We start from the raw sequence: 21,866 nt of genomic DNA on the forward strand, positions 1-21,866 counted from the left end.
ACCATGGAAAAGCTCAAGGATATCAAGTGTATCGTCTGGGATCTGGACCACACCATATGGGATGGGGTTTTGCTTGAATCTTCAGATGTGCAACTGAAGCCGGGCTTAAAGGAGGTGATTGAAAAACTGGACCAGCGAGGTATTTTGCATTCTGTTGCCAGTAAAAATGATGCAGAGCTGGCTTGGGCGAAACTAAACGAACTGGGCATCGCCGAATATTTTCTGTATCCCGAAATCCATTGGGATGCAAAATCCGTCTCTGTCCAGCGGATTCGGCAGAACATTAATATCGGCATGGATGCCATTCTGTTTGTGGATGATCAACCTTTTGAACTGGAAGAAGTGCAAAGTGTACATGCTGACATCCAGGTACTTCATGCGGATCAATATGAAGCCATGCTTGATAACCCAAGGCTGATGCCCCGATTCATTACAGCCGACTCTGCGTGCAGAAGGCAGATGTATCAGGCGGATACGCTCCGTAAACAGGCTGAGGAACAGTATGAAGGACCTTCAGAACAATTTCTGGCTACGCTCGGCATGAAATTTTCCATCTACGAGGCTACTGAGGATGATCTTCAACGTGCAGAGGAACTTACCGTCCGTACCAATCAGCTAAATGCAACGGGAATTACCTACAGTTACGAGGAGTTGCATCAACTGATGACCTCGCAGGACCATATGCTATTGGTGTGTGAACTCGAAGACAAATACGGGACGTATGGCAAAATTGGGCTTGCACTTATTCACATGCAGCAGAAAGTATGGCGGCTAAACATGCTCCTGATGTCTTGCAGAGTGATGTCCAGGGGAGCAGGGAGTGTACTGCTGACGTATATCATGCGTGAAGCTCAGAAGCAGGGCAAACAGATGCTTGCTGACTTCAGGGATACCGGAAGGAACCGGATGATGAATATCAGCTACCGCTTTGCCGGTTTCAAGCAGCAATCTGCAGATCAGGAAGGAAGAGTACTGTTTTATCATGATTTGCAGCAAGCTGTAGAGTTTCCTGATTACATTGAGGTTTTAGTGCCCGAGGGGCAACATCAATAACAAGGGGGAAGGGCAGTGGATTATCGTCAGGAAATTCGGGAGTTTATCGGGAACAACCTCACTATGGATCATGAGGACACTCAAATTAATGATAATGACAATTATTTTGAGCAGCGGTTCGTCAATTCGCTCTTTGCTATGCGTTTGGTGGACTTTGTAGAGCGTAGATTCCAGATTGAGATAGCAAATGAAGATCTGGATTTGGCTAATTTCTGCACGATAAACCGTTTGCATGATCTTATTGAGAGAAAGTTGACTGAGAAGGAGGCGGCATTATGATTACAGCTAATCAGGCATCCATTCGTCCAGTCACAAGTCCGGCAACCAGCCCGTCCAACAAATATATGTATTTGTTTTTGGGAATTTCCTTTGGCACATGTTATGGAATCGCAAGTTTGTTCATGTTCTTTGCGGATTTTATTGTACCCATAACAGGTGAGTTAACCTTGATGCATCCACTTGCGATCGTTGCTCTGTATTCACCTTCCATTGCCGGATTAATTACATGTTATGTGATGGGCGGAAAGGAAGCATTAAAAGGAATGTTTATGAAGCTGGTTCCGCGCAGACAGGACCTGTTCTGGATACCGCTCATTATTGGAATTTCTATCATCTTTGCATCAACAATGCACTTTGGTTCCTTGTTATTCGGCATACCGGTCCCTGAGTTGACATATAGTGTACCTGAAATGATCTGGTTAGGGATTGTGAATCTGATCAAGGAGACGGGGCTGATTGGTGGGCTGTTTGGTTGGATCGGATTTTTGCTTCCATTCTTGCAAGGGAAGTTAAAAAATAATATAACAAGTGGTCTGATTACCGGCCTGTTGTTCGGATTATGGGTGCTTCCGGGATACTTGATTTCCTCTTTTGGTACCTCAACCACTTACATATACTACGTTGTTCAGCTTATGGCATTTATCGTGTTCCAAAGTTATATCTTCAATGCAACCAAAGGTACACTTCTGTTTTATCTGCTTGCATTCTGGCTTGTAGCCACAGGAAGTCAAATTGATTTGTACTACTTTAATCCGCAAGTTCAAATTATGCAATTCTTCTTTTTTGCAATATCGGCTATTGTCATACATGTCATCTTCAAGCGTAAAAATGTGGATACTTCACTTCAGACATTCCCTGCATATGTTCTGGAAAGAAAGTAAGCCTGGTTATGGTGGTGGATAAGTGATGGAACCGATCTATTTGGAGCAGCTACAAAAGGGGGAGGGAAACAGACAAATGGTCTGTTTTCCTTATCTCGGTGGCAACTCCAACAGTTTTCAGCCCCTAGTGCCGTACCTTCCTGACACGGAAATTTGGGCGTTTACGCCCCCGGGTCATGGTCTGAACACCGAAACACCCCTGGAGCATATGCAGCAACTCGTAGAACTGTATACCAGCGAGCTGCTGGATGTTATACAGCCTGGCAGTCTGTTATTTGGACATAGTCTGGGAGGGATTACAGCCTACTTCGTTGCACAGCGCTTATGTCAGGAACGTCCAGATGTAGCTAAAACGCTACGGCTTGTGTTATCTGCCTGCAACACGCCTGACGAATGCGGGATGCAGAATTATGATCGGATGTCAGACGAAAATCTGATTGATCATCTGTTTTCCTATGAAGCTCTTCCGCAAGAACTGATACATGAAAAAGAATTATTGAATTATTTTCTGCCCGTCATCCGGGCGGATTTCAGGATGCTGGAATCTGCAGCAACGCTTGAATATGAGCCGCTCTCATTGCCGGTATTGTATCTGTGGGGAGAACGGGATCGTACTGTTACCCTTCAATCAGCGTTGAGATGGGGCCGATATTTTGGCACATCCATGAAGCTTCAAACCATCAAAGAGGGTGCTCACATGTTCATGATGCATCAACCTTCAACGGTGGCGCATTGTCTGACAAGCTTTATGACTCCAGATAAATAGGAACAACTTGTAGATGAGAGGAGCCATGTTCGTATATGCTGCTACGAATGCTGAGAAACGATATAACGAGAAAAAAAGGGATTACGGCTGCGTTATTTATTTTTGTACTGCTGGCCGCCTTGCTGGTATCTTCGGGGTCACGAATGATTATGGAACTGACGAGTTCCATCCAATATCTATTTTCTGAATCCAAAACACCACACTTTGTGCAAATGCATGCCGGAGAACTCGATCAGGTCAAAGTGAACACATGGGCTGAAGAAAATACCATGGTCCAGCAGCATCAGATTGTGGAAATGGTCAACATTGACGGCTCTAATCTGTTTCTCGGAGCAGAGTCCGAAAAGAACAGTGTTATGGACATTGACTTTGTTACACAGAATGAGGGTTTCGACTATTTGTTGAATCTGGAAAGTAAGATTATTCAGGTGAACGATGGCGAGATCGCGGTCCCGGTATATTACATGCAGAAAAATAAATTGAGCGTGGGCGACCAGGTTCGGATCGATAATGGTCAATTTGAGCGTTCTTACACCATCGTTGATTTTGTCCGTGATGCTCAGATGAATCCATCGGTTGTGCACTCCAAACGTTTTATCGTGAGTGCAGGGAATTTGCAGGAACTGAAGCAGAGCGTCGGAGAGATGGAGTATCTCATTGAATTCCGGTTGACCGATCCCGGACTGACAAGTGAATTTACCCAGGCCTACCAAAATGCCGGACTTCCCAACGCGGGTCCAGTCGTAACCTATGGGCTGTTCCAGGTATTGAATGCGATGACCGACGGAGTTATTGCAGCCGTTATTATTCTGGTCAGTCTTGTGCTGATTCTGATTGCGATGCTTTGCATCCGATTCACAATGCTTGCGACCATCGAAGAGGATTATCGTGAGATTAGTGTCATGAAAGCGATAGGGATCGCAGAGAAGGATATTAAGAGACTGTATCTGATGAAGTATGTATTTATGGCGGGATTTGCATCTGTGCTTGGTTACATTGCATCACTTGGCGTTAACAAATTATTTGTTTCCAACATCATGTTGTATATGGGAAAAGCACCTGCAACCCTGTTGCATTTCGCGATTCCGTTATTAGCCGCTGGAATAATATTTGCCATGGTTGTTCTGTTCTGCCGAACGGTACTGCGGCGTTTTCGTTCCATCTCCGCGGTGGATGCTCTCCGTACCGGGAGCCTGGGAGATACACAGATCATTCGAAACCGGCTTAGTTTGTCCCGCAATCGCTGGTCTTCCGTACCTGTCTTTCTTGGTCTGAAGGAAGTCATACAGCGAATCAAGATGTTCCGATTATTGTTATTTGTCTTTGTAGTCAGTTCATTTATCATGATTGTGCCGGTCAACTTCCTGAACACTTTGCAGGCGCCAAGTTTTATTTCTTATATGGGTGTTGGACAAAGTGATATTCGCATTGACTTGAGGCACACAGATGATGTGGAGCAGCGTTATGACAATCTGGTTGCCCAGATCCAAAATGATAAAGACATCAAAACGTATTCCCCATTGGTAACAAGCCAGTTCAAGATTAAAAATGCGGAAGGAAGTTACGACAATCTGAGTGTAGAAACTGGAGATTTCAGTATTTTCCCATTGTCTTATGTTAGCGGTAATGCGCCAACAACCGAAAATGAAATTGCGTTATCTGATGCCAACAGTAGCGAGCTGCGCCTGAAGACTGGTGAGCAACTTACCTTGCTGGTTAATGGCAAGGACCAGATGATGACGGTCAGCGGAATATACCAGGACGTTACGAATGGTGGCAAAACGGCGAAGGCCTTATTGCCCTACAACAAGGAAAGTGTGTTGTGGTACGTGGTCAGTTTGGATCTGAATAATCGCGGGGACATGGCTACCAAAGTTTCTGAATATGAGGCGGCTTTCTCGCCAGCCAAAGTAACCGATCTTCAAGGTTATCTGGATCAGACGTTAGGCGGAACCATCCAACAATTGAAATTGGTGACGATGCTGGCCTTGGTCATCGGTGTCTTCATATCTATTTTAATTACAGCATTGTTCCTTCAGATGTTGGTAGCCAAGGACAACAACGACATTGCTGTACTAAGAAGCCTTGGGTTTGCCTTGTCTAAAATCAAGTTCAAGTATGTCGTGATGTCACTTGTCATATTAATCTTAGGGGTTGTTACTGGAACGATATTGTCCAATACGTTGGGTCCGTTGCTGGTTAGTGCCATTATGTCGACGTTCGGTGCTTCCAATATTGTTTTTGTTGTTAACCCGTTACAGGCATATGTTTTGTGTCCATTGTTACTTGCAGGAACGATTGTACTAACAGCATGGATTAGCATCCAATCGATCAAGGAAACGAGCATATCCAAAATGATTGTCGAATAGGGAGGATCAACGATGACAACTATACTTGAGGCTAAAGACGTGAATAAATCCGTAGCGATCGGCGAGAATGAAGAACATAACATCTTAAAAGATATCAACCTTCAATTAAAAAAGGGAGAATTTGTTTCCATCATGGGGCCATCTGGCTCAGGCAAGTCTACCTTACTGTACAACATAAGTGGTATGGATCAGATTAGTGCTGGAAGTGTCTATTTTAATGGCAAAAAAATATCGGCATTTCAGGAGAGGGATCTGGCAAGTCTACGTTTGACCAAGATGGGATTCATCTTTCAAAATATTCATCTGCTCAAGAATCTGAATCTGTTAGACAATATCGTACTTTCCGCGTATCTGGCCAAGAATAGCAGCAGAGAAACGATTAATACACGGGCGATGTCATTAATGAAAAAAATGGGGATTGATGAGCTCGCTGGGCATAACATCACCCAAGCCTCAGGCGGACAGCTTCAACGGATTGCCATCTGCCGTGCGCTGATTAATAATCCAGATATTTTATTCGGCGATGAACCAACGGGGGCGCTGAATTCCAAATCAACTTATGAGATCATGGATATTCTGGGCGATATTAATGCAACGGGTACAACCATTCTGCTGGTGACCCATGATGTGAAAGTCGCTGCCAGATCGGAACGTGTACTGTTTATGATGGACGGTAAGCTGGTTGCAGACAGAAATATTGGAAAATATGCAAGAGAGCGTCAGGATCTAAAAACAAGGGAAAGCCATTTGGCGCAATGGTTGACTGAAATGGGGTTCTAAAAAAAGAACTTCATGACTACAATAGACCGACAGTCGGTCGAACGTATCGGAGGCCAGGATATGAGACTGATCAAAAACCCGGAAGAACGCAGGAATGAGATTTTGGATGCCGCCGAGATTCTGTTCGTAACAAAGGGATATACCAAAGCTACGGTCATGGATATCCTTCAGGCGTGTAACATTGCCAAGGGTACATTTTATTATTATTTTCAGTCCAAGGAAGAGGTTATGAACGCCATCGTTATGCGTTTTATTCTGAGCGGGGAAGCATCGGCCAGGCACGTGGTGTCCGACCCCGAACTGAACGCCCATGACAAAATTTTTCGCATCATGATGGCGCAGAATCAGCCTGACGGCAGAAAACATGATCTCATTGAGCAATTGCACAGTGTTCATAATGTGGAGATGCACCAAAAGAGTCTTGTAGAGACGGTAATTCGATTAAGTCCCATCTTGGCCGAGGTGGTAGAGCAGGGCATTCAGGAGGGGGTATTTCATACGCCTAACCCAAAGGAATCCATCGAGTTCCTGCTCGTATCGTCACAATTTTTGCTGGATCGAGGCATCTTTCAATGGGAGGATGAAGAACTCCGAAAAAAGGTTGAAGCATTCACACATATTTTGGAACGTGTGCTGGGAGCAGAAAAAGGAAGCTTCGCCTACGTCACTCGTCTTTATTTTCCGAATCAAGCTTAGCCGAGAAAGGAGTATCATCCATGGAACATACCGTTCAAAAATCATTTGGTAAATTTCTGATTGTATGGTTCGGTCAGCTCATCTCTATGATTGGGATTGGCCTTACCGCTTTTTCTTTGGGGGTGTATGCCTTCGAAAAAACAAATACAGCAACAAGTGTTGCGATGATTACCTTGTTCACGTTTCTGCCGAACATCCTGCTTCGACCGATTGGGGGTGTGCTGGCTGACCGATTCGACCGCCGGACGATGATGATCATTGGGGATCTGGGTTCTGCAGCAGGTCTGATCTTCATCCTGTCCATTATGCTCACGGGGGATATCCAGTTGTGGCATATCTACGTGGGGGTATCGTTCAGTTCTGTTTTTTCCGCGCTGCAAAGCCCGGCATACAAGGCTTCTGCCACGGACCTGCTGGATAAAGAGCAATTCTCCAAAGGAAGCGGGCTTGTGCAATTGGCCGAATCCTCCAAGTTTTTGTTTTCACCGATCATAGCGGGCATCCTGCTTAGCATTACAACGATTGAGATTATTCTGGTCATTAATATTCTGACATTCCTGGTTGCCATTCTGGCTGTGCTGGTTATTCGGAAGAGCATGAAGGTAGAGCGTGAGGATCAAGAAGATAAAAACTGGATGACCGATATTCAGGAGGGTTGGAGGGAAGTTGTAACCAACAAAGGAGTACTGTTGCTGGTCATCATTATTTCTCTGGTCACCTTCTATCTTGGTTTCCTGGAGACACTTATTGGTCCGATGCTCTTGTCCTTTACGGACGCGAAGACACTTGGGACGTTTCAGTCCGTAAGCGCCATCGGCATGCTGATCAGCAGCTTGTGCATCGGTATTTTCACAATGACGAAGAAATACGCAAGTGTGCTTGTGATGGGTCTGATTTTGTGCGGTTTGTCCTTTTCGCTTCTGGGGATGTCCACCAACATTTATTTTATTATCTTCGCAGGTTTTCTGTTCCTGTCATCGCTGCCGTTTGTCAACATGAGCGCAGATGTGCTGGTGCGAAACAATATCGCCAACGATAAGCAGGGCAGGGTATGGGGAATCATTGGTATTCTGTCACAACTCGGGTTCATTATTGCATATAGTTTGGCTGGATTTCTGGCCGACCATGTGTTTAATCCGTTGCTGATGGAGGGGGGAGCACTGGCTTCGTCCGTTGGTCAAATTATTGGAACTGGGCCAGGTAGAGGTATTGCCTTTCTGTTTATCATCGCGGGTCTGTTTGTTATTCTGATCGCAATCATCACATCCCGTTTGAAAATGATCAAATCTCTGGAGCAGAGCCCAGAGATAACCGCTCCATCCGATGTTGGCGGGTTGGCGCACGATTAATTCAAATCCAACAGCGTAAGCCCTTGTCCGCAGCAGCGTGTGATACTTCTTCTGTAAGAAGAAGTCATTCACACCATAAGCAGACAAGGGCTTTTTGTGCTGAGGAGTCAGCAATTTTACTTATACAAGATGCGTTTGTGAATTTGGATTGTCGGTGGAGCTTACCCTTTAACCGCCCCTGAAGTTAGTCCGCCTACAATATACTTTTGCCCAATGAGGAACACAATCAACACAGGCAATGACGTGAGCACGATATCGGCACTGACCAGATTCCACTGGGCACTGAATTGTCCGAAGAAGTTATATACAGCCAGCGTCATCGGCCACATCTCCACTGTATTCAGCATATAGAGTGGGGCAGTAAACTCATTCCAGACACTCAGGAAATTAAGAACAAATACCGTTACCAGCACCGAGGTTAACAAAGGTACAATGATTCTCAGGAACAGCTTGATCCCATTACATCCATCCATGATCGCGGCTTCATCCAGCTCCTTCGGGATGTTAGACACAAATGCATACGTAATGAACAGCGAGATTGGAATACCCATAGCCGTATAGAGCAGAATCATGCCGACATGTGAATTGATCATACCCATGGACTTCATGACTTCCATCAGCGGAATGTAGTTGAGCGGCAGTGTGATACCAAGAATCAGGAAGAAGTACAGAAACTTGCTGAGCTTTGAATGATTACGGGATAACGTGAAGGCCGAGAAGGCGACAACAAACACCAGTAGCAGGGAAGAGGCCCCGGAATGTAGCAGACTGTTGAAAAAAGAACCTCCCAAGTGTCCCTGTTCATAGACGATTTTGTAATTTTCGAAAATAAACTTCTCGGGCAGCGTCAGTTTGAGCACCTTGGCCTCGGCGTCGGACTTGAATGAATTTAGTACGATGACGACAAAAGGAATCAGGACCACCAGGCTGAGTAGCCAGGCGAGTACGTTTAACCCGATCGAAGCCAGTCTTTTTCTCAATCGCATGTTAGTATTCCACCTTTCGGTTCATCAAACGAATGATGAAGAAGGAGATGATTGCCATGATGACAAATAGAATGGTAGATAGCGCACTCCCCAGTCCCCAATATCCTTTGGCAAAAGAGGAATAGACCGCCGTGTTAATGACATCTGTCGCGTTACCGGGGCCACCATTGGTCAGCACATATACGGCATCGAATACTCTCAGCCCGTATGTAATATTAAGCACCGTGGCGATGGTGATCGTAGGCATTAGCATCGGAATGGTGATTCGGAACAGCTTCTGCCCGAACCCGGCGCCGTCAATGGATGCTGCTTCGTAATAATCGCGGGGAATGGCGAGCAATCCGGCGATGAACAGCACCATGATGTACCCCATGCCTTTCCACGTATCAACTGCCATAATGGATGGCATGGCCCAAGTCAGGGAGCCCAGCCAGTTCTGGGCCAGAACGTCCAGTCCCATGGAACGTAGGGTCACGTTAACGAACCCGTTGTTGGGGTCGAGCAGACTTTTGAACACAAGTCCAACAATCAGGAACGACAGCACCTGCGGGGAGAAGATGATCATCCGGTGCAGATTCGCGGCCTTTACACCGCTGACCAACAGCAGGGCCAGAAACAAGCCGAGAACCGTCTTGGCGATAGATGTAACCAGGGTGAACAGGACTGTATTTTTGATAAAAAGCAGATAGGTCGGATCCCCCGCCAATATGGTACGGAAATGCTCCAGACCGATAAAGTTCTTCTCCGAACTATAACTGTTCCAATCGGTAAAAGAATAATAGATGCCCAGCAGGGCGGGAGCGACGATGAACAGCAGATATAATACAATTGCTCCAGATGAGAAATACCAGGGATAGATTTTGTTCGCATTCATAATCCGTAACACCTTTCCTTCCTGCCAAAATACAGAAGCGGGCAAATGCCCGCTGCATGTAACGCTGTTCAGCGTTTATGTCTATCTGTGATTTGCGCTGTTACTGCCACTTCTCATCTTTCAGCACTTTGGCTTGTTCAGCCCGACGTTTATCAATATTTTGCAGAATCTGATCCGGTGTCATGGCTCCAGCGAACATACCTGACAAGTCCTTGCCAATATCCATCCATTGTGGATCAATGTATTTCACAGCGGCCTGCATGACCGTACCTTTTTCATGATTTTTCTCATAATCAATATAATCCTGTGTCAGCTTTGGTTCGATTTCCGGCCAACAGATCGTCAGGTTGCCTTCACCTTCATCGAACACACGTTGCAGATGATCATGTTCGGTAATCCAGTGGAAGAATTTCAGCACTTCTTCGGGATGTTTACTGTTTTTGTTACCGAACATCGCAGCTGAACCGCCCGGATTCACACCAATCGTCTGATTATCTCCCCACGGCATGACGAAGAACCCCATATTGTCTTTCATTGCCGGATACGCTTCGGAAACTTCCTTTTCCGTCCCTGGAACCCGCAGCAACATCGCTGCTTTCTCCTGACCAAACGCCTCAATTCCCGCTTCTACCGTATTGGACAAGAAGTCTTTGCCGAAATAACCGAGATCCGCAAATTCCTTCAACTGTTCAATGACCGTCTTAAGCTGTGTCATATCGGCTACTTTCATCTCATTATTGTTCAATTTCTCGTAGGTTCCCGCTGTTGTTTGCTCATAGTTAGGCCCCGTTTCGAACAAAGGCAGAACCTGATACCACCCGCTGGCAGGTGCTTGATAGAATGGAATAATGTCTTTATCCTTGATTTTCTGGCTGATTGCCTTGAATTCGGCATAGGATGTAGGAGGCTCTATGCCGAGCTCTTGGAAGATACGTTTGTTATAGTACACATACCAGATTTTCGTTGGTGCAAAAGAAACCCCGTACACCTTGTCATTGTGACTGACAGTTGGCAAAATCTCTTCAGACATCCGACCTGTGAATTCCTCATTGGTCAAGTCAATGGCATTTTCCTCCGGTCTTACGTTAGCCGGCATGCTCAGTGGGTCCACATCGACATTGAAAATGTCAGGTGCTTCGCCAGAAGCCAGCTTCACCTTGATCAGGTCACGCCACTGTGCGTCAGGGACGACCTGGAAGTCAATTTTGACACCCGTCTCCTGCTCATATTCCTTGGCCATCGTCTGCATGATGCCTGTACGCGGAATACCCGATTGGCTTGTTCCAAACGTGAGTGTCACCTTACCCGAACCTTCCGTACTTTTACCTGAGTTGCACCCGGCAAGCAGCAGAGCGGAAAGCAGGAGCACACTTGCAAGCGAAAATAGAAATCGTTTTCTCATCATTGAACCTCCCGGAATATAAAGAAAATTGTCACTTGCCGAAACGCTTAATGTAAGCGTATTCTTATGTAGATAACTTTACTGTGAACAGCGGATGTGCTCAATAGACAAAAGCGTTCTGTTGGGTGGACATTTTCGAATGGTGTGACAGATATCATCATAGGACGAGGTGTGTGGGGATTGCGATATCGATTTGGAACGCTTCAGCAAAGTCTGTTTGCCTATTATTCTGCGGTATTCATTATTTTTTCGCTCATTGTGGCGGGGCTTCTGTATGTTTTTCTCGCAAATGACATTCGTCATCGAAGTGAAGAACAGCAGAAACAACTTGGGGTATCAATTGTCGGCAATCTGGATCAGGAAGTGGTGAAAATGAACAACTTCTCCATGAATATTGTGTACTCCAATCTGGTCAAAGAACACTTCAGTCACTACTTGGCACCAGCGGAGGATAGCGATCAGACAATGACGAGTGATCCGGCATTGTATAAGGATACAACCACACTAATTGATGTCATTCTCGCGATCATCATCAGCTCTAATACAGCCAAACAGGCCAATATCTATGATGTGAATGGCAAGATGCTGGGAGCGGGTGCATTCAACGGTCAACTGTCAGTGGACCTGACTCAGCGACCGTGGTACAAGGAAACCTGGGAGCGGAGTGGATGGCGAGTGATCCAATTGTTAGAGGGGGGAGCTTTACCCATGCCAACAGGCGAGGGGAAATCAGATCAACCTTATATTTCGCTTACCCGTGTATACAAAGATGGCAACTATGTCAGCCAGGGTGTCGTTGAGATTTTGCAGGATGCCGGAACCCTGTTTCAGCATTTGAATGAATTGCAGACGAATAACAACGATCTTCGGATCTATGTAGTGGATGAACAAAATACACGGTTGTATCCACTTTCTTCGGATACCGATGTTTCTCAGGCAGGCCACTTCGATGATGTGGACTTGATTCAAAATCTTTCATTTCCGCCTGATACGATGCAGGAGATTACTGATCCTTTGAATCATTCCAAACAAATGATGACGTTCATGACCTCACAGGAGACGGGATGGACCGTTATTGTCATGCAGTCCAAGCAGTCCCTTTTCGCGAGTCTCAACCGGATGGCTGTGATGTTTATCGGTGCCACGTTAGCTACTCTCATGCTGATTCTGGTTCTCTCGTATCTGATCTCCAAACGGGTCACTTTGCCGTTGCATCGCTTGCAGCGCATTATCCAGAAGACGGGTGAGAACGATCTGATATCAGGTCAGGATTCGGCGCATTTGTTCAAGCTGGAGCATCCCGGTTCTATCCGGGAGATGGATGAGCTAAATGATACGTTTATCCGGCTGAATCAACAGCTTGTGCAATCGTTTCAGGACAGGCTGGCGATGAAATCTCAGGAGACAGAAGCGAGGTTACTGGCGCTGCAATCCCAGATGAACCCGCATTTTCTCTATAACAACATCACAAATATTAGCATCATGGCGGAAGAAGGCATGAATGAGCAGATTGTCGCGTTCTGTGGTCATATTGCGTCCATGCTCCGTTATATCTCTACTCCGGGAAAGAATGGGGTTCCCCTGTCTCAAGAACTGGATTATTGTGAGCGGTATCTGGAGTGTATGAAGATTAGGTTTGAGGATGATCTACACTACGAGTCCCATATTCCGGAAGAGATGCAAAATATCCAGGTTCCGATGCTGATGGTACAACCACTACTCGAAAATGCCATGAAATATGGACTGGGTGATACCCCTCCATGGAGACTGAACATTACTGGAGAGATGAATGCGGTACATGAGACTTGGCTGATCCACGTGGAAGACAACGGGCCTGGCATGGAACCCGAGGCACTTGCCAAGATCATGCATTACATCGAACAGTCACAGGAGTGGGAGCGTATGCCTGACCTCAAAATTAACGGCATGGGACTCAAGAATATATGGGTCCGATTGAAATTATGGTATGGCACAGCAGCCCACATGCAGATTACGAACAAGCCTTCCGGCGGTGTCCAGATTACCATAGGTGGTTCCATTCGAAAGGAGCATGACTGAACCCATGACAAACAAATACAGAACGATTATTGTAGAAGATGAAGCCCTGATTCGCCGGAATGTCTCGCGCAAATTCAGAGAGCTGGACACCCGGTTCGAGGTGATCGGTGAAGCGCGGAACGGTCAGGAAGCGTTACAGCTCATTGAACATTCCGTACCTGATCTGGTTGTAACCGATATTCAGATGCCGGTGATGAACGGATTGGAACTCGCCAAACATCTGTATTTTGCCTATCCGCATGTGAAAATTGTCATTCTGAGTGGTTATCATGAATTCGAATATGCACGGCAGGCGATCAGTTACAAGGTGGAGGATTATCTGCTCAAACCATTATCGGAAGAACAGCTTCGTACACTGCTGGATGCGATGGAATTGAAGCTTGGGAGCGCTGTGGATTCGCTTGCGCATGTCAGTGCCGTGCTGGATGAGCAGGTGAAGCCGGAGGATATCGCAGAGGCCGTTAAGTTGTATTTGAAGCAGAATTACATGCATGAGATTACACTCCAGGACATGGCGGGACAGATGCATTTTAGTGTGGACTATCTGGGAAAGTGTTTTAAGAAAGTAACGGGTGAGACTCCGCTAAAATATATGACAGGTCTGCGGATTAACGAAGCAAAACGCATGCTCGTTACTCATGAGAATATGGATATCAAGACCATTGGTGGAGCGGTAGGGTATAGTGATTCCCACTATTTCAGCCGGATCTTCAAAAACAAAACGGGCATGTACCCTAGCGAGTACCGACTGCAATTGCAGGAACGAAAAAAAGCCCTGTCCATGGATGATGAGCACCATGTTGACTTGAGCTGATCACTGGGCCAGAGCTTCTTCGGTTATTTTGCGAATATCAAACGGGGAGCGGATACCTTCTTCAATCATGTCGGGGAGAATTTGTTCGAGGAAATACTGCACACAGTGGAGGTCGATATTTTTAATTTTGACCAAAGCATAACGGTACATAACGATAAATTCTTTCTCCGTATTGCCACGTTGGAGCTCGGCAAAGGCTTCATATACTTGATCCATCTTGTCTGCGACTTCGAGAATCAGTCCTTCAACCGAGTGGTCTTTGCCCTCACGCAGCTGTCTGCGGAAAATAGGCTGGAACTCTTCAGGAATATTTTCATTAATAAAATGTTCAACCATGCCTTCTTCCACCTTTTGCAGCATCGAACGCAGCTCCAGTGAATAATGTTTGACGGGTGTTTTGATATCACCGATGAAGATTTCGCCATAATCATGACTGCTGGTGATTTCGTATAACTTCTTCCAATCGATGGTGGTTCCATGTTGCTCCTCAATATCTGCGAGCGTTTTGGCGTACTGTACCACTTTCCAGGAATGAGCGGATACGCTGTGTTCTTCGAATTTGAATTTGCCAGGTGTACGAATAATACGTTCAAGATCATTCAGTGACCTGAAGTACGTGTGAATTCCCATATAAGCGATCATCCTTTGCTGATTGAGTATAAGTGTGAGTATCCATCGACTATACGCCAGTTATGTCAACTGTGGATTAACGCGGATAGCGACGAAGGTAAAATGAGACGTACGAGAAAGTAGGCAGGTTATCGACAAACAATAAAAAACCACGATGTGTGACTGAACGTGAGTTCGGCATCCATCGTGGCTTCAGTGTGTAGATGTTGTGCTCTAGCGCTACATAAGTGCAGTTAAATCAAAAATCATGATTTTTTACGTACCGGTGAAGTATACCAGTACGCCATTCCGACAAAGAGGGCACCGCCGATGATATTACCAAGCGTCACCGGAATCATGTTGTGGAACCAGCCTGCCATCGTGATTGTATCTGGGTGGTTTGGCAACAGCCAGGACAAGGACAGCAAAGTCATATTGGCAACACTGTGCTCATACCCACTTGCGATAAATGCGTACAGACACCACCAGATGAGAGCAATTTTGGCGATATCCTCTTTCGTGCGAGCAGCCATCCAGATCGCCAGACAGACGAGCCAGTTACAGAGAATGCCGCGGAAGAACAACTCCGATACAGGAGCGGCCATCTTTTTGGCAGAAGCGACGAATAAAAGATGTTCGGGCGCAGCCGTTTTGAACAGGCCGCTGCCTACAATAAGCAGGCTGAGCAGGATCGCACCTAGCAGGTTGCCGAGGAAGACGAGTCCCCAGTTTTTCTGTGTATCTTTAACTGTTGTTCGGCCAGCCAGCATACTCATGGTGAAAAACATATTGTTACCTGTAAACAGTTCTGATCCGGCAAAGATGACCAGTGTGAGAGCGAGTCCGAAGGACATGCCCATCAACATGGTTTGCAGTGGTGACTGTGCCGCTAGGAGCGGGGCACCAATACTGAAGATCAGTACGATGCCAAGCCCTACATAGGCACCCGCCATTAAGGCGGCAACCATGTAGCGTGAAAGATTTGAGTTCATCTGATCCCGTTTTTTAACCGCAGCTTCAATAATTGCCTCAACACTTGGTGTATACATCACGGTTTCCCCCATTATTTTGCATCAATCTTTGAACGTTTCGATGGAGCTATATTTCAATCCAGACCTGGCCGTTCTCTACCTTTACCGGATACATCTGTACTTGACCATTGTCTGGTGCTTGCACAAGACCGGTAGTCAGGTCGATTTTCCAATCATACAGCGGATCGTACAGATAATGCCCGGACACGATGCCTTCAGCCAGCGGCCCACCCTTAGGGTGGGGGTTGTGATTATCCGCAGCGAAGATGGTACCATCCGATGCAAGAAAGACAGCAAGCTGATGATCCTGAATTTCAACTACTCTTCCGATTCGTGGCAGGAATTCTTCAACTACTCCGGCAGGGAAGTAGGTGCCTGATTGTTTTGTCGTCATCTTAAACCACTCCTTATCTATATTTAACATTCCGGCAGTATTAATCTTGCGAGCTTACTTATGGAGGAGCCGATACTTCGATGCCATGGAACATTTTGCTTTGGCCTTCCTCATTGCGAATTGCTTTTTGCCAAGGTTCTTCAACATGCTCAAGTGCAAATTCAATCCGCTGCATCAACGCTTTACGTTCCTCAAGGTTATCCACAACAACCGAACGAATACGCTCCAGACCCATGCGTTCCACCCACTCGGACGTCCGTTCCAGATAGTTACCTGTCTCGCGGTAATATTGCATGATGGCTCCGCACAGTTCAATCAACTCTTCATCCGTTTTCACTTTGCATAGGGAATCAGCCAGTCTAGCTTTAATACCGCCGTTACCACCGATGAAGATTTCCCAGCCTCCGTCGTTGCCTACGATACCAATATCTTTGGTACATGCCTCTGCACAGTTTCGCGGACAACCGTTGACGGCATATTTAAACTTGGCTGGCAGATCCAGACGTTCGAATTTACGTTCAATGCGAGCGCCCATGGCCATGGAATCCTGTGTACCGAATCGGCAGAATTGGGAGCCAACACATGTTTTGACCGTACGCAGCGATTTGGAGTATGCATAACCTGAAGGCATATCCAGTTCAGCCCAGACTTTAGTCAGATCTTCTTTTCTGACACCAATCAAGTCGAGACGCTGACCGCCAGTAACTTTGACTGCTTTCACATCATATTTGACTGATACGTCAGCGATACGTTTGAGGTCCGCTGGTGTAGTCCCCCCGCCATACATTCGAGGTACAACCGTATACGTTCCATCCTTTTGAATATTCGCGTTCATTCGTTCGTTAACAAAACGGGATTCTTTCTCATCTTCGTGTGTGTCCGGTGCAATCATGCCAAGGTAATAGTTGATCGCTGGACGACATTTGGAACAACCTTCAGGTTGACTCCAACCCAGTACATTCATGACCTCTTTGGTCGTTTGTAATCCTTTTTCACGAATCTCGGCTACAATCTCATCCCGTCCCATGGAAGTACATCCGCAGATGCCCTGTTTGGTTCCAGTACTGAAACTGTCTCCAAGTACATATTGCAAAATCTGTTCCACAACCGGTTTACATCCACCGCAAGAGCGGGTTGCACCGGTACAGGCTTTGATTTCATCTACGCTGGTAAGTCCTTGATTTGTAATGACATCAACAATGGTTCCTTTAGTTACACCGTTACATCCACAAACAATCTCGTCTTCCGCCATCGTTTCTACAGAGGTGGTTTTCTTATGACCCCCGCAGCCTGTACCCATGAGTGAACCATACAATTCTTCGGTCATTTCAGTCTGTTGTTTGATCAGTTTCTGCAATTCGGCAGAATCCGTAATGTCACCGAAGAGAACGGCGCCGACCATTTTATTATCACGAAGCAGAATTTTTTTGTAAGTCCGTTTCCAGTCATCTTTGTGCGAAATGACGGTGTGCTCTGGACTGTCGATGAATTCACCGGTTGAAAAGACGTCTACACCCGAAATTTTCAATTTTGTGGATACAACAGAACCCTCATATGGAGCGGTCTCCACACCGCAGATATGTTTCGCCAGAATCATACCTTGCTCGAACAATGGGGCAACGAGGCCGTAACATACCCCGCGGTGCTCTGTACATTCCCCGACCGAATACACATTCTCAAGTGAAGTCTGCATATAGTCATCCACGACAATCCCCCGGTTCACTTCCATACCGCTTTCGCGGGCTACAGCCGTATTGGGTTTAATGCCTACAGCCATGACAACAAAATCAACACTCAGTACAGAATCATCGGCAAAACGAATTCCTTCAACCCGTTTACCACCCAGAAGTTCGGAAGTTTGCGCACCCATTTTGAAGCGGATACCCTGACGTTCAAGTTCCGCCTTCAACATGGCTGAAGCTTGCGGATCAAGCTGACGCTCCATCAGATCCTCCATCAGATGCACTACGGTAACTTCCATGCCGAGTTGTACCAACCCTTTGGCAGCTTCAAGACCCAGCAGTCCGCCCCCGATAACGGCCGCTCTTTTATACTGTTTAGCAGCATCGAGCATGACATTGCAATCGGCGATATCCCGGAAACCGGCAACACCCTCTTTGTCATGTCCCGGTACGGGGAGAATGAAGGAGTTGGAGCCTGTTGCAATGATAATTTTGTCGTAAGGAAAGCGAGTTCCATCTTCAGTCACAACTTCGTGCGTCTCGGCATCGATTCGTGTAACCGTTGTGCCTGTGTGCAGCGTAATGCCGTAGTCCTCATACCAGTGTAGGTCGTTCAGGACGATATCGTCCAGCGTTTTGCTTCCTTCCAGTACATAAGACAACATAATGCGGTTGTAGTTAGGATAGGGCTCTGTGCCAAAAACGGTAATGTCAAATCGCGTAGTTAATTTCAAAATTTGCTCAACGGTACTGATTCCTGCCATACCGTTACCAATGATAATGAGTTTCTCTTTTTTTCCGTTCATGTGTGTATGCCTCCTTGAATAGACGCTGTACATTACTAAAAATTTTAGTGGTTTATATTTGAAATTATACAAGTAGTTGACGACAGTTTATGTGATTTAATTCACTAATAAAGATAGAAGAGTCATAAATATAATAGTGTGAGCCCCATCACAGAAAGTGATATTTATTTTCATACAAATAAGAAATGCGAACTATTGTTCTTATTTTGTTTTCGTTGTAAAATCGGAACTGGGCCGTATTGTTCCCGATTTCTTCGAAAGGACGTTTTTGCATCATGATGGGAAGATCCCACCTTATTATCGGGACAGGCGTGTCGCTTTCTGTTCTGCAGTTGGCCGGTATGCCGGTGACTGCGCCGGCCGTTACGGTTGCTCTGATTGGTTCGTTATTGCCTGACATTGATGAGCCAAATTCGCTGCTGGTATCCAGAGCCTTGCCTAACAGTCTGATCAGGTTGTTACAGACGATTCTTTTGCCCACAGCTGTCTTTGTGTACTTCTATGTTCATGCCAAACCATGGAACCTGTTGCTTGCGATCCTCATTGCACTCGTGTCATTCCTGCCTTCACGTTCGCTTCGCAAAGTGCTGATGTTTGCCATTGGACTGGGGCTGGTATTCTATGGTCACGCGTTCGCACCATGGAATCTGATTGCAGGCAGCCTGCTTATGCTGTGCACCACGCTAACTCATAGGGGACTGACACATACCCTGTATGGAACCGCTATATGGGCGGGCTTGTTGTACAGCACGACCCAGCAGCAGGGACCGGAGATCTGGGTAGCGGGAGGCACGGCATATGCGATGCATCTGTTGGCCGATTCATTAACCAATCGGGGCATTCGTCCGTTACCACCGCTCAAGTGGCGCATACGGGTGAATCTGATGAGTACAGGGACTAAGCATGGAGCCGTTGTAGAGAATGTCTGCATTGTGCTCACACTCATTTTGGCGTGGTTCGCGTTCTCACCGCTATTTTTGTGATGTCCAAAATACCAGTCCTGCATAAGGACTGGTATTTCCTTGTTCAAGTCATGGCTGCAATCCATGTGGAGAGGGTTATGTGGTCAACTCGTTGTAGGCGTACTCGACAAACCTTCTATATCTGTAGAACCGTATACAAACAACAATACAAGGATCACCCCAATCAATAGTTCGGCGAAGCCGATTCCATCAAAGTCAGACATCATCCCAACCTCATTTCACCTTATTCAGGAATTTATTCTTTGCTGAAAAGCCCGTATAACATCATCTAGTGTCATATCAGCACCAGTTTCATCCAGGAATTGCACCAATTTGTCTGAATTCGAGGGTGTGACCTTTTGAAGCGTTTTATATTGACCGACCAATTCTACAACCAATGTAGCTTCACGAAACAACGTGACTGAATCCACCCTTAACTTTCCGCTTACCAGTAATGCTGCTACGATAAGTTCCAGATTTCTTCCTTTAAGTTTGCCATTGAGAAGGGTGTTTGCGGCATTTGTATTTTTAGAACCTTTATTCGATTTTCCATTCCTTCTCACTGCCATAACAGGTCCCCCGCTACTTGGTGTTTACTTCATCTTCCGTTATTGTATCTTATGTATAATTTCCTATAATGTTCGACCTATTAATCTACGTACGTTGAACTAAAGAATATTTACACTTGCCACTCCGATGACAGAATAACCTTTCTGTGTAAATGTGTTCAACTAAATATCGTTTTGGATATAAAAAAGAGACCTCCCGATATAATTAGGAGGTCTCTTGTCAGCTGTTATGCGTTATTAATTATGGTATTCATCGTTGTCCGATCAAGACCTTTGACCAGCTTCACAATCAGTTCTTTGGCCGCATCGTAGTCATCCGTATGAATGATGGAAGAAGACGTGTGGATATAACGTGCGCAGATACCAATAACTGTTGATGGTACACCAATTCCACTCAGGTGAACTTGACCTGCATCGGTACCACCTGGTGAGATGAAATACTGCATTTTGATCTGATTGGATGAAGCCGTATCTTGAACATATTCCACCATTCCGCGATGAGTGAACATACCCGGGTCAAAAATACGAAGCAATGCGCCTTCTCCGATATGTCCAAATGACTGTTTGTCACCTGTCATATCATTCGCCGCGCTACAGTCAAGTGCGAAGAAGATATCAGGCTGAATCAGATTGGCCGCCGTACGTGCACCGCGAAGCCCCAGTTCTTCCTGAACCGTTGCACCAGCATAGAGTGTGTTAGGCAGTTTTTCCTTATGAAGCGCTTCAACCAGTTCAAGTGCAAGTCCTACGCCGTAACGATTATCCCACGCTTTAGCCATAATTTTCTTAGGATTGGCCATAGGTGTGAATTCACAGATCGGCACGATCTGCATCCCCGGATGAATGCCCCAAGATTCTGCTTCGGCACGGTTGTCTGCTCCAATATCGAGATACATGGTGTTCAGGTCAACAGGTTTGCTCCGCTGGGACTCGTCCAGCAAGTGTGTAGGAGTAGAACCTACAACTCCGGTAATCCGACGATCAGGTGTGATGATTTCCAGTCGCTGAGACAGTACAGCCTGACTCCACCATCCACCCAGTGGACGGAATTTGATCATACCTGTTTCGGTAATGCCTGTAGTCATGAAACCAACTTCGTCAAAGTGTCCGGCTACCATAACTTTAGGACCGGATTCCTCCCCGCGTAACACACCAAATAGACTCCCCAGACGATCTTGGACGAACTCTTCGGTATAAGCGGAAAGCTGCTCTTTCATCCAGCCGCGAAGCTCACGTTCAAAACCGGAAGCGGAAGGAAATTCCGTCAACGTACGAAACATATCCATCGTTTTTTCATTCATGTGTCAACAACTCCTCTGTTGGTATGTATTTCAGGTCACAGTAGAACGGCTACCCGCCTGTTGTCCTTTAAGATGTAGTTCAAAAAGTCTTTTATCTTTTTGAACATGCACTTTAATATGCTGAGGACTTTTTATTTAACCACTGGTCACATTACAGTATGAACCTTGCGCAAGTGATTGTCCATGTTTATGTCACGTATTTAAG

21 protein-coding genes are annotated in these 21,866 nt (G+C 46.0%); 11 read left to right on the forward strand and 10 right to left on the reverse strand.

Annotated elements, in window-relative coordinates; all coding sequences use genetic code 11:
• The first annotated feature begins 3 nt into the window (after nt 1-3).
• The 8 genes from D829_RS0101975 to D829_RS0102010 are packed head-to-tail and all read left to right on the forward strand — an operon-like array spanning nt 4 to nt 8,173.
• Nucleotides 4-1,053 carry an HAD-IIIC family phosphatase gene (locus tag D829_RS0101975; protein ID WP_017687155.1) on the forward strand — a complete coding sequence of 350 codons (1,050 nt, stop codon included), beginning with the start codon at nt 4-6 and terminating at the stop codon, nt 1,051-1,053.
• Between the two features lie 15 nt (nt 1,054-1,068).
• Entirely contained in the window at nt 1,069-1,332 is a 264-nt protein-coding gene (locus tag D829_RS0101980) for an acyl carrier protein (protein ID WP_017687156.1), read from the forward strand.
• Entirely contained in the window at nt 1,329-2,213 is an 885-nt protein-coding gene (locus D829_RS33610) for a hypothetical protein (protein WP_017687157.1), read from the forward strand. Before D829_RS0101980 ends, D829_RS33610 begins: the two co-directional genes overlap by 4 nt.
• 25 nt (nt 2,214-2,238) lie before the next feature.
• Nucleotides 2,239-2,979: an alpha/beta fold hydrolase gene (locus tag D829_RS0101990; protein ID WP_017687158.1), complete on the forward strand. Its 741-nt coding sequence runs from the start codon at nt 2,239-2,241 to the stop codon at nt 2,977-2,979.
• A 35-nt stretch (nt 2,980-3,014) separates the two neighbouring features.
• Entirely contained in the window at nt 3,015-5,348 is a 2,334-nt protein-coding gene (locus D829_RS0101995) for an ABC transporter permease (RefSeq protein WP_017687159.1), read from the forward strand.
• A 12-nt stretch (nt 5,349-5,360) separates the two neighbouring features.
• Complete coding sequence (locus tag D829_RS0102000) at nt 5,361-6,128, forward strand: ABC transporter ATP-binding protein (protein WP_017687160.1); 768 nt, start codon at nt 5,361-5,363, stop codon at nt 6,126-6,128.
• A gap of 60 nt (nt 6,129-6,188) precedes the next feature.
• Nucleotides 6,189-6,824, forward strand: coding sequence for a TetR/AcrR family transcriptional regulator (locus D829_RS0102005; protein WP_017687161.1), 636 nt, complete (start codon nt 6,189-6,191; stop codon nt 6,822-6,824).
• Between the two features lie 20 nt (nt 6,825-6,844).
• Nucleotides 6,845-8,173, forward strand: a complete 1,329-nt coding sequence (locus D829_RS0102010) for an MFS transporter (protein WP_017687162.1) — start codon at nt 6,845-6,847, stop codon at nt 8,171-8,173.
• A 161-nt stretch (nt 8,174-8,334) separates the two neighbouring features.
• On the opposite strand, the gene D829_RS0102015 is transcribed toward D829_RS0102010, so the two are convergent.
• From D829_RS0102015 to D829_RS0102025, 3 genes are all read right to left on the reverse strand, one after another.
• Nucleotides 8,335-9,159, reverse strand: coding sequence for a carbohydrate ABC transporter permease (locus tag D829_RS0102015; RefSeq protein ID WP_017687163.1), 825 nt, complete (start codon nt 9,157-9,159; stop codon nt 8,335-8,337).
• Between the two features lies 1 nt (nt 9,160).
• Complete coding sequence (locus D829_RS0102020; RefSeq protein ID WP_017687164.1) at nt 9,161-10,033, reverse strand: sugar ABC transporter permease; 873 nt, start codon at nt 10,031-10,033, stop codon at nt 9,161-9,163.
• A 100-nt stretch (nt 10,034-10,133) separates the two neighbouring features.
• Nucleotides 10,134-11,438 carry an ABC transporter substrate-binding protein gene (locus D829_RS0102025; protein WP_241230728.1) on the reverse strand — a complete coding sequence of 435 codons (1,305 nt, stop codon included), beginning with the start codon at nt 11,436-11,438 and terminating at the stop codon, nt 10,134-10,136.
• A 177-nt stretch (nt 11,439-11,615) separates the two neighbouring features.
• On the opposite strand from D829_RS0102025, the gene D829_RS0102030 reads away from it, so the two are divergent.
• Nucleotides 11,616-13,493 carry a sensor histidine kinase gene (locus tag D829_RS0102030; protein WP_017687166.1) on the forward strand — a complete coding sequence of 626 codons (1,878 nt, stop codon included), beginning with the start codon at nt 11,616-11,618 and terminating at the stop codon, nt 13,491-13,493.
• Between the two features lie 4 nt (nt 13,494-13,497).
• Nucleotides 13,498-14,307 carry a response regulator gene (locus tag D829_RS30250; protein ID WP_017687167.1) on the forward strand — a complete coding sequence of 270 codons (810 nt, stop codon included), beginning with the start codon at nt 13,498-13,500 and terminating at the stop codon, nt 14,305-14,307.
• Here the strand turns inward: D829_RS30250 and D829_RS0102040 are convergent, their stop codons facing one another.
• The 4 genes from D829_RS0102040 to nirB form a co-directional block, all read right to left on the reverse strand.
• Nucleotides 14,308-14,937 carry a YfbR-like 5'-deoxynucleotidase gene (locus tag D829_RS0102040; protein WP_017687168.1) on the reverse strand — a complete coding sequence of 210 codons (630 nt, stop codon included), beginning with the start codon at nt 14,935-14,937 and terminating at the stop codon, nt 14,308-14,310.
• A gap of 245 nt (nt 14,938-15,182) precedes the next feature.
• Nucleotides 15,183-15,965 carry a formate/nitrite transporter family protein gene (locus D829_RS0102045; RefSeq protein ID WP_017687169.1) on the reverse strand — a complete coding sequence of 261 codons (783 nt, stop codon included), beginning with the start codon at nt 15,963-15,965 and terminating at the stop codon, nt 15,183-15,185.
• 49 nt (nt 15,966-16,014) lie between these two features.
• On the reverse strand, nt 16,015-16,341 hold the full coding sequence (nirD, locus tag D829_RS0102050; protein ID WP_017687170.1) for a nitrite reductase small subunit NirD: 327 nt from the start codon (nt 16,339-16,341) through the stop codon (nt 16,015-16,017).
• Nucleotides 16,342-16,399: 58 nt separating this feature from the next.
• A complete protein-coding gene (gene nirB / locus D829_RS0102055) occupies nt 16,400-18,829 on the reverse strand; it encodes a nitrite reductase large subunit NirB (protein WP_017687171.1) in 2,430 nt (809 codons plus the stop codon).
• A 275-nt stretch (nt 18,830-19,104) separates the two neighbouring features.
• On the opposite strand from nirB, the gene D829_RS0102065 reads away from it, so the two are divergent.
• Entirely contained in the window at nt 19,105-19,812 is a 708-nt protein-coding gene (locus D829_RS0102065; protein WP_017687173.1) for a metal-dependent hydrolase, read from the forward strand.
• A gap of 83 nt (nt 19,813-19,895) precedes the next feature.
• Here the strand turns inward: D829_RS0102065 and D829_RS34225 are convergent, their stop codons facing one another.
• The 3 genes from D829_RS34225 to D829_RS0102080 form a co-directional block, all read right to left on the reverse strand.
• Nucleotides 19,896-20,018 carry a hypothetical protein gene (locus D829_RS34225; RefSeq protein WP_277422753.1) on the reverse strand — a complete coding sequence of 41 codons (123 nt, stop codon included), beginning with the start codon at nt 20,016-20,018 and terminating at the stop codon, nt 19,896-19,898.
• Between the two features lie 21 nt (nt 20,019-20,039).
• Entirely contained in the window at nt 20,040-20,360 is a 321-nt protein-coding gene (locus tag D829_RS0102075) for a hypothetical protein (RefSeq protein ID WP_017687175.1), read from the reverse strand.
• Between the two features lie 227 nt (nt 20,361-20,587).
• Nucleotides 20,588-21,661 carry a M42 family metallopeptidase gene (locus D829_RS0102080; RefSeq protein ID WP_017687176.1) on the reverse strand — a complete coding sequence of 358 codons (1,074 nt, stop codon included), beginning with the start codon at nt 21,659-21,661 and terminating at the stop codon, nt 20,588-20,590.
• Nucleotides 21,662-21,866: the final 205 nt, after the last annotated feature.

The organism is Paenibacillus sp. PAMC 26794, assembly GCF_000316035.1.
Taxonomy (GTDB): Bacteria; Bacillota; Bacilli; order Paenibacillales; family Paenibacillaceae; genus Paenibacillus.

Coding starts and splice junctions, on each gene's coding strand:
- D829_RS0101975 (WP_017687155.1), top strand. CDS start 4: ATGGAAAAGCTCAAGGATATCAAGTGTATCGTCTGGGATCTGGACCAC.
- D829_RS33610 (WP_017687157.1), top strand. CDS start 1,329: ATGATTACAGCTAATCAGGCATCCATTCGTCCAGTCACAAGTCCGGCA.
- D829_RS0101990 (WP_017687158.1), top strand. CDS start 2,239: ATGGAACCGATCTATTTGGAGCAGCTACAAAAGGGGGAGGGAAACAGA.
- D829_RS0101995 (WP_017687159.1), top strand. CDS start 3,015: ATGCTGCTACGAATGCTGAGAAACGATATAACGAGAAAAAAAGGGATT.
- D829_RS0102000 (WP_017687160.1), top strand. CDS start 5,361: ATGACAACTATACTTGAGGCTAAAGACGTGAATAAATCCGTAGCGATC.
- D829_RS0102005 (WP_017687161.1), top strand. CDS start 6,189: ATGAGACTGATCAAAAACCCGGAAGAACGCAGGAATGAGATTTTGGAT.
- D829_RS0102010 (WP_017687162.1), top strand. CDS start 6,845: ATGGAACATACCGTTCAAAAATCATTTGGTAAATTTCTGATTGTATGG.
- D829_RS0102015 (WP_017687163.1), bottom strand. CDS start 9,159: ATGCGATTGAGAAAAAGACTGGCTTCGATCGGGTTAAACGTACTCGCC.
- D829_RS0102020 (WP_017687164.1), bottom strand. CDS start 10,033: ATGAATGCGAACAAAATCTATCCCTGGTATTTCTCATCTGGAGCAATT.
- D829_RS0102025 (WP_241230728.1), bottom strand. CDS start 11,438: ATGATGAGAAAACGATTTCTATTTTCGCTTGCAAGTGTGCTCCTGCTT.
- D829_RS30250 (WP_017687167.1), top strand. CDS start 13,498: ATGACAAACAAATACAGAACGATTATTGTAGAAGATGAAGCCCTGATT.
- D829_RS0102040 (WP_017687168.1), bottom strand. CDS start 14,937: ATGGGAATTCACACGTACTTCAGGTCACTGAATGATCTTGAACGTATT.
- D829_RS0102045 (WP_017687169.1), bottom strand. CDS start 15,965: ATGTATACACCAAGTGTTGAGGCAATTATTGAAGCTGCGGTTAAAAAA.
- nirD (WP_017687170.1), bottom strand. CDS start 16,341: ATGACGACAAAACAATCAGGCACCTACTTCCCTGCCGGAGTAGTTGAA.
- nirB (WP_017687171.1), bottom strand. CDS start 18,829: ATGAACGGAAAAAAAGAGAAACTCATTATCATTGGTAACGGTATGGCA.
- D829_RS0102065 (WP_017687173.1), top strand. CDS start 19,105: ATGATGGGAAGATCCCACCTTATTATCGGGACAGGCGTGTCGCTTTCT.
- D829_RS34225 (WP_277422753.1), bottom strand. CDS start 20,018: ATGATGTCTGACTTTGATGGAATCGGCTTCGCCGAACTATTGATTGGG.
- D829_RS0102075 (WP_017687175.1), bottom strand. CDS start 20,360: ATGGCAGTGAGAAGGAATGGAAAATCGAATAAAGGTTCTAAAAATACA.
- D829_RS0102080 (WP_017687176.1), bottom strand. CDS start 21,661: ATGAATGAAAAAACGATGGATATGTTTCGTACGTTGACGGAATTTCCT.